Source organism: Bacillus sp. AFS053548, assembly GCF_002575105.1.
Taxonomy (GTDB): Bacteria; Bacillota; Bacilli; order Bacillales; family Bacillaceae_G; genus Gottfriedia.
The window spans coordinates 1-14,999 of sequence record NZ_NUHI01000036.1; the positions used below are offsets into that span (position 1 = coordinate 1).

Genomic DNA, 14,999 nt, shown 5'->3' on the forward strand with positions numbered 1-14,999 from the left:
ACGTCGCCTGGTAATCAAAAACATCAGCTATTAGCTGATGTTTTTTTTGTTACCTAAAATTACTCAAATGAAATAGATCAAGTTAATATTTTTTTAATAAAAGTAAAAAGGAAAAAAAAGCTTCTTAAAAGAATTGTATAACATATATATATATACTGATAAAGAAAAATCGCCAATTGGCGAACCTTTAGGCAAAGACAGAGAGGATATAGCACTTATATTTAATACCAAAAAATGAAAAATACGTCAATTTTTCTTCTAGGCTACCAATTTATACAATTCTTAATATGTAAAAAAAGATTAAGAGCTGTATCGTTTGGAAAAAATGGTAAAGAGATAATAGTTGAAATTTTTCATGAAAGGAATATAATAATAGTCAAAGATAGTCAAAGTCAGTAAAGGTGGTAAATAGATGAAGAATATATCAGATATTATTGAACAATATCTAATGCACTACTTTGACATATCCGATAAAGATTATGTCGAGATAAAAAGAAGTGAAATAGCGAATAAATTCGATTGTGTACCTTCTCAAATAAATTATGTAATTAATACTAGATTCACATTAGAAAGAGGATATGTAGTAGAAAGTAAACGTGGTGGTGGCGGGTATATTCGAATTATTAAAGTGCAATTTCATGATAAAGCGAGCGTGATTGATCAAATATTAAGTAGCTTTACTCATAATATTGCACAGTCTAGCTCAGAGGACTATATTCGTCTACTACTTGAAAAAAATGTAATTACTGGGCGAGAAGCAAAAATGATGTTAAGTGTATTAGATCGTTCAGTAATAATGGTTAATTTACCTTATCGAGACGAGTTAAGAGCAAGAATGTTTAAGGCAATGCTAAGAAGTTTGAAGTATAAATAGAATATGGAGGTTGCCCACAATGATTTGTCAAGAATGTCAAGAACGTCCGGCAACATTACACTATTCTAAAATTATTAATGGTGAGAAAACAGATATTCACTTATGTGAGAAATGCTCAAATGAATCGAACAATAAACATATTTTTTCTGAAATAGGTGGTTATTCTGTAAATGATTTGTTAGCTGGATTGTTTAAAGGTAATACTGGTATTTATGAAATGAAGAAAAATAAATTTCATCAAGATTCCCAAATTGAATGTCCTAGATGTAGGATGACTTTTCAAAAATTTACTAAAATTGGACGTTTAGGTTGTTCTACTTGTTATGAAACATTTATGGATCAGATGAAACCAATTGTTAAAAGAATTCATAGTGGTAATGTATCGCATACAGGGAAAATACCTCAAAAGATTAATGGGGCGATCTCCTTGAAAAGGAAGCTACAAGACTTGAAATCTCAAATGCAAAATTTTATTGATAAAGAAGATTTTGAGCAAGCAATTAAGATACGGGATGAAATTCGTGAAATTGAAAAAGATTTACAAGCCCTTCAAAAGGAGGTGGAGTAAGTTACATGTCTATTAATCGAATTATTAATGAGGCCATCAGTCCATGGATGAAACAAGAAGGTCCAGATGATGATATCGTTTTAAGTAGTCGTATTAGGTTAGCTAGAAATTTCAGTGCATATTTGTATCCAACTTTACTTAGTCAAGACAAGGCTAAAGAAATTTGTCATTTAGTTAAACATTATTTTGAAGGTAGTACAGCTTTACCAAACGGACCTTTTGAATATATTGAAATTAATAAGTTAGAACCAGTAGAGAAAAGAGTATTAATTGAAAAACACTTAATAAGTCCTAATTTAGTTCAAGAGTCGGTACATGGTGCATGTATTTTATCTCAGGATGAACAAATTAGCATTATGATCAATGAAGAAGACCATTTAAGAATTCAAGCTCTATTTCCAGGTTTACAACTTAGAGAGGCACTTACTCAAGCGAATCATATTGATAATTATATAGAGAGTCAGCTTGAATATGCTTTTGATGAAACAATTGGTTATTTAACCAGTTGTCCTACTAACGTTGGTACCGGATTAAGGGCATCAGTGATGATGCATCTTCCAGCACTAGTCATCACGAAACAATTTAACCGTTTAATCCCTACTATTAATCAACTTGGTTTAGTAGTAAGAGGAATTTATGGTGAAGGTAGCGAAGCATTAGGTAATATCTTTCAGATTTCGAATCAAATAACATTAGGGAAATCGGAAGAAGAAATAATAGAAGATTTAACGACAATTGTTCAACAACTGATCAAACACGAGAAATCAGCAAGAGATGCACTTGCCAGAACTTCTTTAATTCTTTTAGAAGATCGAGTCTTTCGTTCTTTAGGTACATTGAAATACGGAAGAATAATAGAAACAAAGGAAAGTGCTAAGTGTTTATCGGATGTACAATTAGGAATTGATTTAGGTTTAATTGATGGTTTATCTAAAAACTTTTTACATGAATTAATGATATTAACTCAACCAGGTATTTTACAACAGTATGTCGGTGATCAGCTTACTCCCGAAGAAAGGGATATTAAAAGAGCATCACTAATACGCGAAAGACTATCTAATAAAAATAACTAATTATATGGGAGGAACCAATTATGATGTTTGGTCGATTTACAGAACGTGCTCAAAAAGTATTAGCTCTTTCTCAAGAAGAGGCAATCCGAATTGGACACTCAAATATAGGTACAGAACATATTTTACTAGGACTTGTTCGAGAAGGAGAAGGGATTGCTGCTAAAGCATTACTTGCTCTTGGATTAAGCCCAGAAAAAGTACAACAAGAAGTAGAAACATTAATAGGACGTGGCCAGGGAGTTGCTCAAACAGTACACTACACTCCTAGAGCTAAAAAAGTGATTGAATTATCAATGGATGAGGCTCGTAAATTAGGGCATTCATATGTAGGAACAGAACACATCCTTTTAGGATTAATTCGAGAAGGAGAAGGCGTAGCAGCAAGAGTATTAAATAATCTTGGTGTTAGCTTAAATAAAGCTCGTCAACAAGTTCTTCAATTATTAGGTAGTAATGAAAGCTCGTCTAATCATCAAAATGGATCTGCTAATCAAGCAAACACACCGACATTAGACAGCTTAGCTCGTGATTTAACTGTATCAGCTAGAGAGGGTCGCTTAGATCCTGTAATCGGACGTGGCAAAGAAATTCAGCGAGTAATTGAAGTGTTAAGCCGACGCACTAAGAACAATCCAGTATTAATTGGTGAGCCTGGTGTAGGTAAAACAGCTATTGCAGAAGGATTAGCTCAACAAATTGTTAATAATGAAGTACCAGAGATTTTAAGAGATAAACGAGTAATGACACTTGATATGGGTACTGTTGTAGCTGGAACTAAGTACCGTGGTGAATTTGAAGATCGTCTGAAAAAGGTAATGGACGAAATTCGTCAAGCTGGTAATATTATTCTTTTTATTGATGAACTTCATACATTAATTGGTGCAGGTGGAGCGGAAGGTGCAATTGATGCATCTAACATCTTAAAGCCATCATTAGCACGTGGTGAACTACAATGCATCGGTGCAACAACAATTGATGAATACCGTAAATATATCGAAAAAGATGCTGCGTTAGAGCGTCGTTTCCAACCAATTCAAGTTGATCAGCCGAGTGTAGACGAGTCAATTCAAATTCTTCAAGGTTTACGTGACCGTTATGAGGCACATCATAGAGTATCAATTTCTGATCAATCAATTATTGAAGCTGTAAAACTATCTGATCGATATATTACAGACCGTTTCTTACCGGATAAAGCAATTGATGTTATTGATGAGGCAGGTTCTAAAGTACGACTACGTAGCTTTACAACACCGCCAAATTTAAAAGAATTAGAATTAAAATTAGAGGAAGTTCGTAAAGAGAAAGATGCAGCTGTTCAAAGTCAGGAATTTGAAAAAGCAGCATCATTAAGAGACTCAGAACAAAGATTACGTGAACAATTAGAAGATACGAAACGTCAATGGAAAGAGAAACAAGGCAAAGAAAATTCTGAAGTAACTGTAGAGGATATAGCGAATGTTGTATCATCATGGACGAATATTCCAGTTACAAAACTTGCTCAAACAGAGGCAGATAAACTGTTAAATATGGAAAGTGTTCTTCATAAACGAGTAATTGGTCAAGAAGAAGCAGTAGTTGCAGTTTCGAAAGCTGTAAGACGTGCAAGAGCTGGATTAAAAGATCCAAAACGTCCAATTGGTTCATTTATTTTCTTAGGTCCTACAGGGGTAGGTAAAACAGAGTTGGCTCGAGCATTAGCTGAAACAATTTTCGGCGATGAAGATGCGATGATTCGTATTGATATGTCGGAGTATATGGAAAAACACGCAACATCTCGTTTAGTAGGAGCACCTCCAGGATATGTAGGATATGATGAAGGTGGTCAATTGACTGAGAAAGTTAGACGTAAACCTTACTCGGTAATTCTATTAGATGAAATTGAGAAAGCTCATCCAGACGTATTTAATATCCTACTTCAAGTATTAGAAGACGGTCGATTAACTGATTCAAAAGGCCGCACAGTTGACTTTAGAAATACACTTGTAATCATGACATCAAACGTCGGAGCAAGTGCTTTAAAAACAAATAAATATGTTGGATTCAATATTAATGATGGGGAAAAAGATTACAAAGATATGAAGGGAAAAGTATTAGAGGAACTGAAAAAAGCATTCCGTCCTGAATTCCTAAACCGTATCGATGAAACAATCGTCTTCCATTCATTAGAGAAGAAACATATTAAAGAAATTGTTCACTTAATGGTTAATAGCTTAACGAAGCGTTTAAAAGAACAAGAAATTGAACTAGAATTATCAGATGCAGCAATTGATAAAATTTCAGATGAAGGATTCGATGCTGAATACGGAGCTCGTCCATTAAGAAGAGCAATTCAAAAACAAGTAGAGGATCGTTTATCCGAAGAATTATTAAAAGGTAATGTTGAAAAAGGCCGAAAAGTTATTCTTGATGTAAAAGATAACGAATATTTGATAAAATCAGAGGCTGAAACTGTAAATCAATAAGCAATTACAAAGTTCATACCTTTTATGAAGGATAAGTGAACAAATTAATTGTAAAGTTATCTAATTTGTGAAAAAGGGCGTGAAGCCCTTTTTCTTATATCAAAAAAGCGTTAGGATAGACTTAGAATACATACTCTATTAATATAGAAAATCATAGTAACAAAAGAGGTACTATACATATGGCTAAAAAAAATAAAACGAAATTCGTTTGTCAATCTTGTGGATATGAGTCAGTAAAGTGGATTGGAAAGTGTCCTGCATGTAACGAGTGGAATACAATGGTTGAGTTTATAGAACAACCTGCTAGTTCAAGAAGGCTAACATTTAATACAAATGCTACAGTAGAAGGAACGAAACCAATTTCAATTATGGAAGTGGAAATTGGCACTGAAACTCGTATTGAAACTTCTTTCGATGAGTTTAACCGGGTTTTAGGTGGCGGTATCGTTTTAGGTTCATTAGTATTAATTGGTGGTGACCCGGGAATTGGTAAGTCGACGATGCTCTTACAGGTTTCCTCACAATTGGCTAAAAAGGATCATAAAGTTTTATATGTTTCAGGTGAAGAATCTCAGAAGCAAATAAAATTAAGAGCAGAACGACTAGGTGTTGCTACACAAAACTTATATGTTTTATCCGAGACAGATTTGTCTCATATTGCTCGATATATGGATGAGATGGCTCCTGATTTTGTTGTAATTGATTCGATTCAAACAATCTATTTACAAGAAGTAACATCTGCTCCTGGTAGTGTATCACAAGTACGAGAGTGTACTTCAGAATTAATGAAATTCGCGAAAACTAAAGGGATCCCGATCTTTATAGTAGGACATGTAACAAAAGAAGGATCAATTGCAGGTCCACGTTTACTGGAACATATGGTAGATGCGGTGTTATATTTTGAGGGTGAAAGGCATCATACATATCGAATATTAAGGGCAGTTAAAAATCGTTTTGGATCTACTAATGAAACTGGTATTTTTGAGATGAAAGAGTTAGGATTAGTGGAAGTGCTGAATCCATCGGAAATATTCTTAGAAGAGAGACCTTTTGGAGTAGCAGGTTCAACTGTTGTTGCTTCTATGGAAGGTACTAGACCTGTACTAGTTGAACTACAAGCACTTGTCTCTCCAACGAGCTTTGGAAATGCAAGGCGAATGGCAACTGGTATAGATCATAATAGAGTATCGTTAATTATGGCTGTATTAGAAAAGAGAATGGGCCTTTTATTACAAAATCAAGATGCTTATTTAAAGGTTGCCGGAGGACTGAAGTTAGATGAGCCTGCTGTAGACTTAGCTGTTGCAGTAAGTATAGCATCAAGCTTTCAAGATAAACCTACTAATCCAACAGATGTAGTAATTGGTGAGATCGGTTTAACAGGAGAAGTTCGTAGGGTATCTAGAATAGAGCAAAGAGTACAAGAAGCAGCTAAACTTGGATTTAAAAGAGCAATAATTCCATCAAAAAATATTGGAGGATGGAGTTTTCCTGAAGGAATGGAAATAATAGGTATTAATACAGTACATGAAGCATTAAAATACGTGTTAGGAGGGTAGAGATGGAGGATCAAAAACAAAAAGCTAAATCAATGTTGCCAGTTTTAGAAATGATCGCTCCAGGTACACCATTGCGTGATGGCATTGATAATGTACTTAGAGCACAGACTGGTGGACTAATTGTACTTGGCTTTAATGATGAAACAAAAGAAATGGTCGACGGTGGTTTTCATATTAATGACCCTTTCTCTCCAGCTAGCTTATATGAATTAGCAAAAATGGATGGAGCGCTCATTTTAAATGAAACAGGGTCAAAAATCCTGTTAGCAAATGCACAATTGATACCAGATCAATCAATCTTTACAAAAGAAACTGGTATGCGTCATAGGACTGCAGAACGAGTATCAAGACAGACAGGAAACTTAGTAATTGCTATTTCGCAAAGACGTAATGTTATTACCTTATATAAAGGTAATTTGCGCTATACACTGCGAGATATTGGCGTAATTTTAACAAAAGCTAATCAGGCGATTCAGACTCTTGAAAAATATAAAATTGTGTGGAATCAAGGGATTACTTCACTTAGTATTTTAGAATTTGAAGAGCTAGTTACATTATTTGAAGTTGTAAATGTCTTACATAGTGTTGAAATGGTTCTTCGAATTAAAAATGAAATTAATAACTATGTAATTGAACTTGGTGATGAAGGAAGACTGATTGAATTACAGTTAATTGAGATCATTTCGGACCTTGAGGAGGAGGCATTACTTTTAATAAAGGATTATCATTATAGTAAGGAACAAGATCCTAAAAATATTTTGCAAAAACTCCAAGAACTGGCAAATGAAGAATTGTTAGAGGACCATGCCATTATTAAATTGCTAGGTTATCCGAATAACACAAATCTTGAAGAAATGGTAGAACCTAGAGGATATCGTATGTTGATGAAAATTTCTAGACTACCGCCGCTAGTGATCGAAAATTTAACACAGCGATTTAAGCACCTTAAAGGGATCTATAAAGCTACTCTTGCTGAGTTAGATGATGTTGATGGAATCGGTGAAATTCGTGCAAAAAAAATCAAAGAAGGATTAAAACGAATTCAGGAGCAACTGTTTATCAATAGACATAACTAAGTTATTTCGTCTAAGATAGAGTTATTATTTATTTAAAGGAGGTGGCGAATTGATAAAGAGGATCGTTCAAGTTATTTATATTTTTGTCGGAAGTACTTTAGGTTTAGTACTTTTTCCACTATTAGATAAACTGTTAAAAACAGAGTTACCTAATATTTTGCATAATTCTTATGTGCAAGCTTTAAGTGGAGCAGTGATCTTTTTTATTTTATCGCTTTGGTTAGTTGATCCAACAGTAACGTTTATCAAGTATATTGAGGAGAAATTATTAAAAGCTCCTATTTCAATGATTTTGTTTGGTAGTTTAGGACTTGTTTTTGGACTTATTCTGGCATTTCTTATTTCATTGCCAATTGACTCAATTAGATTACAGTATGTTTCATCAATTATTCAAATAGTTGTTACGATTTTATTAGGATATTTAGGTTTTCAAGTTGGGATTAAAAAGAGAGAAGAATTATTGAGTTTATTTACTTTATCTTCAAAAGCCAAGAAAAAGACTGCTGAAGAGCAAGATTCATCATTCGATATTCCAGTTAAAATTTTAGATACTAGTGTAATCATTGATGGTCGTATTGCTGATATATGCCAAACTGGATTCATAGAAGGAACAATTGTGATTCCACAATTTGTATTAGCAGAATTACAATATATAGCTGATTCCTCAGATACGTTAAAACGAAATAGAGGACGAAGAGGATTAGATATTCTAAATAGAATTCAAAAAGAGCTAGCTATGAAAGTTGAAATCTACGAAGGGGATTTTGAAGATGTTCCTGAAGTAGATGCCAAATTAGTAAAGCTTACTAAATTAAAAAATGGTATTTTAGTGACAAATGACTTTAATTTAAATAAAGTAAGTGAACTTCAGCAAATTAAAGTTTGGAATATTAACGATCTAGCAAATGCAATTAAACCAGTAGTATTACCTGGGGAAGTATTAACTGCTTTTGTAGTAAAAGAAGGTAAAGAAAAATTACAAGGTGTTGCATATTTAGATGATGGTACAATGATCGTTGTAGAAGACGGTAAAGAATCAATTGGTAAACGAGTAGAGACTGTCGTTACGAGCGTACTACAAACTTCTGCTGGTCGCATGATTTTTGCAAAAGTAAAGTAAGTTAGAGGGGTATACGTAAAATGCAATATAAGGTCATCATTCCAGCAGCGGGTTCTGGCTCTCGAATGGGTGCAGGCTATAATAAATTATTTCTAAAAATAATTAGCTCGCCAATTATTGAATTAACTTTAAAAGTATTTGGCGAAGATCATCGTTGCAATGAGATTATCTTACCGATTAAAGAATCTGAAAAACAGTTCTTTGAAACTTTAAATTTGCCAAGCTTTATTCAAAATAAAATAACCTATGTAAAAGGTGGAGCAGAAAGGCAAGAAAGTGTTTATAATGGTTTAGTTTCAATTAAGGATACTGAAAGTTTTATTTTAGTACACGATGGGGCGAGACCTTTTGTAACAAATGCAGTGATTGAGCGGATTCTTGAAAAGATGAATGAACATGAGGCAGTCATCTGTGCTGTTCCACTGAAAGATACAATAAAGAAAGTTATTGATCAAGAAGTCGTTGAGACAATCGATCGTTCTATACTTTGGGGAGTACAGACTCCCCAAGCTTTTACATACAAATGCCTAATGGAAGCTCATCAAAAAGCGATCGAAAATGGTTATTTAGGAACTGATGATGCTAGCTTAGTTGAATGGAACAGAAGTAAAGTTTTTGTAGTAAATGGAGATTATAACAATATTAAAGTAACAACTAAAGAAGATTTGTTTTTTGCTGAAACAATCTATGAACAATATAGAGGTTAGAAGGTGTTTACATGTTTAGAATTGGACAAGGGTTTGATGTTCACGCTTTTGCAGAAAATCGCCCATTAATTATTGGTGGTATTGAGATCCCATACGAATTAGGTTTATTAGGTCATTCTGATGCCGATGTTCTTCTTCATACAATATCGGATGCATTACTAGGGGCTATTGGTGAAGGAGATATAGGTAGACATTTTCCGGATACAGATCCAGCTTTTAAAGATGCTGATTCAGCAAAACTACTTCAACACGTATTTCATATTGTTAAGGATAAAGGCTATGATTTAGTTAACGCGGATTGTACGATTATTGCTCAAGCGCCTAAAATGGCACCATATATCCAATTAATGAGAGAGCGAATTGCAGAACTGCTTGAAACGACATCTGATTGTATTAATGTTAAAGCAACAACAACTGAAAAATTAGGTTTTACAGGAAGAAAAGAAGGAATTGCATCCCAAGCGGTTGTATTGTTACAAAAGAAGGCTTAAACTAATAAAGTATATTAATTATTCAGTGGAGAGTGTCTATAAATGTCAAATAGAGTAAGAGTTCGTTATGCACCTAGTCCGACAGGTCATTTACATATTGGAAATGCACGTACAGCATTATACGTATATTTATTTGCTAAGCATTTTAACGGTGATATGGTATTACGTATTGAAGATACTGATATCGAACGTAATGTTGAAGGTGGCGAAGAAAGCCAAGCGAAATATTTACACTGGTTGGGTATTGATTGGGATGAAGGTCCAGATAAAGGTGGCGAGTACGGTCCTTATCGTCAGCTAGAAAGACTAGACTTATACAAACAATATGCTAATGAATTAATTGAGAATGGTCATGCATACAAGTGCTATTGTACAGAGGAAGAGCTTGCAGCGGAACGTGAAGTGCAATTAGCGGCTGGTCATCCAACTACACGTTATAGCGGAAAATGCCGTCATTTAACAGCTGAAGAAAGAGCTGTTAAAGAAGCAGCAAGTGCAGAGCACACTATTCGTTTTGCAGTACCAGCAAACGATACGTATGAGTGGGAAGATATCGTTCGTGGAAATATTAAATTTGAATCAAAAGATATCGGTGACTGGGTTCTTGTTAAAAAGAACGGAATCGCTACTTATAACTACGCGGTAGTAGTTGACGATGCATTAATGAAGATTAGTCACGTACTGCGCGGGGAAGAGCATATTTCTAATACGCCTAAACAAATAATGGTATATCGTGCATTAAATTGGGATGCTCCAGATTTTGGTCATATGGCAGTAATTGTGAATGAAAATCGTAAAAAGCTTTCAAAACGTGACGAATCTGTATTACAATTTATTGAACAATATCAAAATCTTGGTTACTTACCAGAAGCATTATTTAACTTTATTGCTCTTCTTGGTTGGTCACCAGTTGGTGAAGAAGAAATTTTCAGCAAGGATGAATTTATTAAGAATTTCGATCCAAGTCGTTTAAGTTCTGCTCCTGCTATGTTTGATAAGCAAAAATTAACTTGGATTAACAACCGATATATTAAAGAGCAACCATTAGAAAAAGTGGTAGAAATTTCTTTACCACATCTAATTAAAGCTGGTTTTGTAAATGAAGAACGCACTGCAGACGAAAATCTGTGGGTTACAAATCTAGTAGCTTTATATCAAGACCAAATGAGCTTTGGTGCTGAAATAGTAGAATTATCAAGCTTATTCTTCAAAGAAGTATTAACATTCGGTGAAGAAGAGCAAGCTGTTATTTCTGAAGAGCAAGTGAAGGAAGTACTTTCAGCATTAGTTGATGAACTTAAAGCTTCTGAAGAATTTACAGTTGATTCAATTAAAGCTGCAATGAAATCAGTTCAAAAGTCAACTGGACAAAAAGGCAAAAAGTTATTTATGCCAATTCGTGTTGCAACAACTGGTCAATGTCATGGTCCTGAATTACCAGCAGCGATGACTTTATTAGGAAAAGAAAAAGTTATTGCTCGTTTACAACAAATAATTGGTTAACATTTTGATTAATTTGTAATATATATAAGTAATATTCATATAGGTAAAATGTTGATAGGGAAAAGTAAATGGCTACTCGTTACCCAGAGAGAATCACATTGGTGAAAGTGATTTTAACGCTAGTCATGGAAGTGCCCCCTTGAGTCCTTAGCCGAAAAATACGTTTTAGTAGGCTAGGGCGGTGGAAACCGTTACATTACATGAGTTGAGATAAATTTATTTTATCTAAACAGAGTGGAACCGCGCATAAAGCGTCTCTGTGTATGTTATGTACACTGGGACGCTTTTTATTTTTTATAGAGAAAAAAATCAAATTCTTAATAAATTCTTTAAGGGGAAATGAAGATGCTAAAGTACATGAAGGAAGATGTAGCGACGATATTTGAACGCGACCCAGCCGCTACTAGCTATTTAGAAGTTATTCTTACGTATGCTGGTTTACATGCATTATGGCTTTATCGATTTGCTCATTATTTCTATCGGAAAAAATGGCACTTTATTGCAAGAAGTATTTCACAGTTTGCTCGTTTTTTAACAGGAATCGAGATTCACCCAGGGGCGAAAATTGGTAGACGATTTTTTATCGATCATGGAGCAGGAGTCGTAATTGGAGAAACATGTGAAATAGGTGATGATGTTACGATTTATCAAGGGGTAACATTAGGTGGAACCGGTAAGGAAAAAGGTAAGCGACATCCAACCTTATTGAGTGGGGTACTAGTAGCTACGGGAGCAAAAGTTCTAGGATCAATCACAATCGGAGAAAATGCAAAAATCGGTGCAAATTCAGTTGTACTAAAGGATGTTCCAAATAATACTACGGTTGTTGGTATACCTGGTAAGATAGTTGTTCAAGATGGAATTAGAGTAAATAATCAATTTGATCACTGTGATCTACCTGACCCAGTAGCAGATCGATTACTACAACTAGAATCGGAATTAGAAGAGCTAAGAAGTTTAATGAGTATATCTGAAAGGAAGTAAAACTATGGCAATTCAAATTTATAATACATTAACAAGGAATAAAGAAGATTTTAAGCCGATAGAAGAAGGTAAGGTCAAAATGTATGTATGTGGACCTACTGTATATAACTATATTCACATTGGTAATGCAAGACCTGCTATTGTTTTTGATACAGTAAGACGCTATTTTGAATATCGTGGATACGAAGTAAACTATGTTTCAAATTTCACTGATGTTGATGATAAGTTAATTAAAGCAGCAAATGAATTAGGCTCAGATGTTCCAACTATAGCAGATCGTTTTATTAATGCATATTTTGAAGATGTTCAAGAACTAGGTTGCAAAACAGCGACGAATCATCCTCGTGTAATGGATAATATGGATATTATTATTGAGTTTATCGATGAGCTAGTAAAAAAAGGTTATGCATATGAATCCGAAGGTGATGTTTACTTCAAAACTAAGGAATTTGATGGTTACGGTAAACTTTCACACCAATCAATTGAAGACCTTCGAATTGGTGAAAGAATTGAAGTTGGCGAAAAGAAAGAAGATCCATTAGATTTTGCCCTATGGAAAGCAGCTAAACCAGGTGAAATATTCTGGGAAAGTCCATGGGGGAAAGGTAGACCAGGATGGCATATTGAATGCTCAGCAATGGCGAAGAAATACCTTGGAGAAACAATTGATATACATGCAGGTGGTCAAGATTTATCATTTCCACACCATGAGAATGAAATCGCTCAGTCAGAAGCTTTAAGCGGGAAAACTTTTTCAAATTATTGGATGCATAATGGATACATCAATATCGACAACGAAAAAATGTCTAAGTCATTAGGTAACTTTGTATTAGTACATGACATTATAAAAATCGTTGATCCTATGTTATTACGTTTCTTCATGTTATCAGTGCATTATCGTCACCCAATTAACTATAGTGATGAACTTTTACAAGAAGCTAGAAATGGTTTTGAACGTATTAAAACGGCATATCAAAATAGTAAGCATCGTTTAGAAAGAAGTACTAATTTAACAGAAGATGACAATAAGTGGTTAAAAGAAATAGCAGATGAAAAAACCGTCTTCACAAAAGTAATGGATGATGACTTTAATACAGCTAATGCAATTTCTGTTTTATATCAATTAGCTAAATTGGCAAATCAATATTTACTAGAAACACATACTTCTACAAATGTATTAAATCAATTAGTAGCAACTTTTGATGAATTATCAAATGTTCTAGGCATAACACTAGTTAAAGAAGAAGCAATGTTAGATGATGAAATCGAAGCATTGATTCAAAAACGTACAGACGCACGTAAAAATCGTGATTTTGCATTAGCGGACCAAATTCGTGATCAATTAAAAGAAATGAATATAATCGTTGAAGATACTCCGCAAGGTATTCGCTGGAAAAGAGGATAACTTCATGATTGAAAGTAACCAAAAAATTGATGCTAAACAACTAAACAGTTTAGCACTTGCTTATATAGGTGATGCTGTATATGAAATTTATGTACGTCATCACCTCCTTGAAAAAGGGACAGTAAGACCTAATCAACTTCACCGAGCAGCAACAAGATTTGTTTCTGCGAAAGGACAAGCTAAAGTAATTAGAGAAATGCTTTTTACTGAGATACTGTCAGATGAAGAAGTTGCGGTCGTTAAAAGGGGCCGTAATGCAAAGTCAGGAACTGTACCAAAAAATACTGATGTACAAACATATCGATACGCAACCGCAATGGAAGCGTTAATTGGGTACCATTATTTATTAAAAAATGAAGATAGACTCAATACAATTGTAGATTTTGCGATTCAAATTATTGAGAATGATAAAGGAGCATAATATGTCTGAGGAATTTATTATTGGACGTAATCCAGTTATGGAAGCAATACGTTCAGGTCGTGATATAAATAAAATTTGGGTTAGCGAAGGAGCAAATAAAGGTCAAATCCATAAACTTTTAGAATTAGCTAACCAAAACAAAGTGATAGTTCAAACAGCACCAAACAAGAAATTAGATGGAATGGTTAAGGGAAACCACCAAGGTGTAGTAGCACAAGTAGCTGCATATGAATATGTGGAACTTGATGATTTATTTGAAGTTGCGAGTAGTCGAAATGAACAGCCGTTCTTCTTAATTCTTGATGAAATTGAAGATCCTCATAATTTAGGCTCAATTATGAGAACTGCAGATGCAGTTGGTGCTCATGGAATCATTATTCCAAAGAGAAGAGCGGTAGGTTTAACTTCAGCGGTTGCTAAAGCTTCTACTGGAGCAATTGAATACATTCCAGTAGCTCGAGTAACGAACTTAGCAAGAACTATAGATGAATTAAAAGAAAGAGGAGTTTGGATTTTTGGTACAGATGCAAAAGGTGCTGATGACTATCGAAACATGGATGGCCAAATTTCTCTTGGGTTAATTATTGGTAGCGAAGGTAAAGGCATGAGCAGGATCTTAAAGGAAAAATGTGATTTCCTAATTAAATTACCAATGGTCGGTAAAGTTACATCTTTAAATGCGTCTGTTGCGGCTAGTCTATTAATGTATGAAATACATCGTAAGAGACACCCGCTTGGATCATAAAAAGAAAGAGA

General features: G+C 34.3%; 14 protein-coding genes and 1 other annotated feature. All 14 genes read left to right on the top strand.

Annotated features, from left to right (window positions below; all coding sequences use genetic code 11):
- Positions 1-412 precede the first annotated feature (412 nt).
- The 14 genes from CN946_RS18670 to rlmB all read left to right on the top strand — a co-directional run bounded on the left by CN946_RS18670 (position 413) and on the right by rlmB (position 14,988).
- A complete protein-coding gene (locus tag CN946_RS18670; RefSeq protein ID WP_098862495.1) occupies positions 413-874 on the top strand; it encodes a CtsR family transcriptional regulator in 462 nt (153 codons plus the stop codon).
- Positions 875-893: 19 nt separating this feature from the next.
- Entirely contained in the window at positions 894-1,442 is a 549-nt protein-coding gene (gene mcsA / locus CN946_RS18675) for a protein-arginine kinase activator protein McsA (RefSeq protein ID WP_098862496.1), read from the top strand.
- Positions 1,443-1,447: 5 nt separating this feature from the next.
- Positions 1,448-2,515, top strand: a complete 1,068-nt coding sequence (mcsB, locus tag CN946_RS18680; protein WP_069033590.1) for a protein-arginine kinase McsB — start codon at positions 1,448-1,450, stop codon at positions 2,513-2,515.
- Positions 2,516-2,535: 20 nt separating this feature from the next.
- Positions 2,536-4,977 (top strand): ATP-dependent protease ATP-binding subunit ClpC, encoded by a 2,442-nt coding sequence (gene clpC, locus CN946_RS18685; protein ID WP_098862497.1) that lies wholly within the window; start codon positions 2,536-2,538, stop codon positions 4,975-4,977.
- Positions 4,978-5,156: 179 nt separating this feature from the next.
- Positions 5,157-6,536: a DNA repair protein RadA gene (gene radA / locus CN946_RS18690; protein ID WP_098862498.1), complete on the top strand. Its 1,380-nt coding sequence runs from the start codon at positions 5,157-5,159 to the stop codon at positions 6,534-6,536.
- 2 nt (positions 6,537-6,538) lie between these two features.
- Positions 6,539-7,612: a DNA integrity scanning diadenylate cyclase DisA gene (disA, locus tag CN946_RS18695; protein ID WP_098862499.1), complete on the top strand. Its 1,074-nt coding sequence runs from the start codon at positions 6,539-6,541 to the stop codon at positions 7,610-7,612.
- 49 nt (positions 7,613-7,661) lie between these two features.
- The gene (locus CN946_RS18700; RefSeq protein ID WP_098862500.1) at positions 7,662-8,732 is read left to right on the top strand and encodes a PIN/TRAM domain-containing protein; all 1,071 of its coding nucleotides are present in this window, start codon (positions 7,662-7,664) and stop codon (positions 8,730-8,732) included.
- A 20-nt stretch (positions 8,733-8,752) separates the two neighbouring features.
- On the top strand, positions 8,753-9,439 hold the full coding sequence (gene ispD / locus CN946_RS18705) for a 2-C-methyl-D-erythritol 4-phosphate cytidylyltransferase (RefSeq protein ID WP_098862501.1): 687 nt from the start codon (positions 8,753-8,755) through the stop codon (positions 9,437-9,439).
- A gap of 11 nt (positions 9,440-9,450) precedes the next feature.
- Positions 9,451-9,930: a 2-C-methyl-D-erythritol 2,4-cyclodiphosphate synthase gene (ispF, locus tag CN946_RS18710; RefSeq protein ID WP_098862502.1), complete on the top strand. Its 480-nt coding sequence runs from the start codon at positions 9,451-9,453 to the stop codon at positions 9,928-9,930.
- A 42-nt stretch (positions 9,931-9,972) separates the two neighbouring features.
- Positions 9,973-11,433 carry a glutamate--tRNA ligase gene (gene gltX, locus CN946_RS18715; protein ID WP_098862503.1) on the top strand — a complete coding sequence of 487 codons (1,461 nt, stop codon included), beginning with the start codon at positions 9,973-9,975 and terminating at the stop codon, positions 11,431-11,433.
- A 42-nt stretch (positions 11,434-11,475) separates the two neighbouring features.
- Positions 11,476-11,695 (top strand) — a binding site (T-box leader).
- Between the two features lie 83 nt (positions 11,696-11,778).
- A complete protein-coding gene (cysE, locus tag CN946_RS18720; protein WP_098862504.1) occupies positions 11,779-12,417 on the top strand; it encodes a serine O-acetyltransferase in 639 nt (212 codons plus the stop codon).
- Between the two features lie 4 nt (positions 12,418-12,421).
- Positions 12,422-13,822 (top strand): cysteine--tRNA ligase, encoded by a 1,401-nt coding sequence (gene cysS, locus CN946_RS18725; RefSeq protein ID WP_098862505.1) that lies wholly within the window; start codon positions 12,422-12,424, stop codon positions 13,820-13,822.
- Between the two features lie 4 nt (positions 13,823-13,826).
- On the top strand, positions 13,827-14,243 hold the full coding sequence (locus tag CN946_RS18730; protein WP_098862506.1) for a Mini-ribonuclease 3: 417 nt from the start codon (positions 13,827-13,829) through the stop codon (positions 14,241-14,243).
- Position 14,244: 1 nt separating this feature from the next.
- Positions 14,245-14,988 carry a 23S rRNA (guanosine(2251)-2'-O)-methyltransferase RlmB gene (gene rlmB / locus CN946_RS18735; protein WP_098428746.1) on the top strand — a complete coding sequence of 248 codons (744 nt, stop codon included), beginning with the start codon at positions 14,245-14,247 and terminating at the stop codon, positions 14,986-14,988.
- Positions 14,989-14,999: the final 11 nt, after the last annotated feature.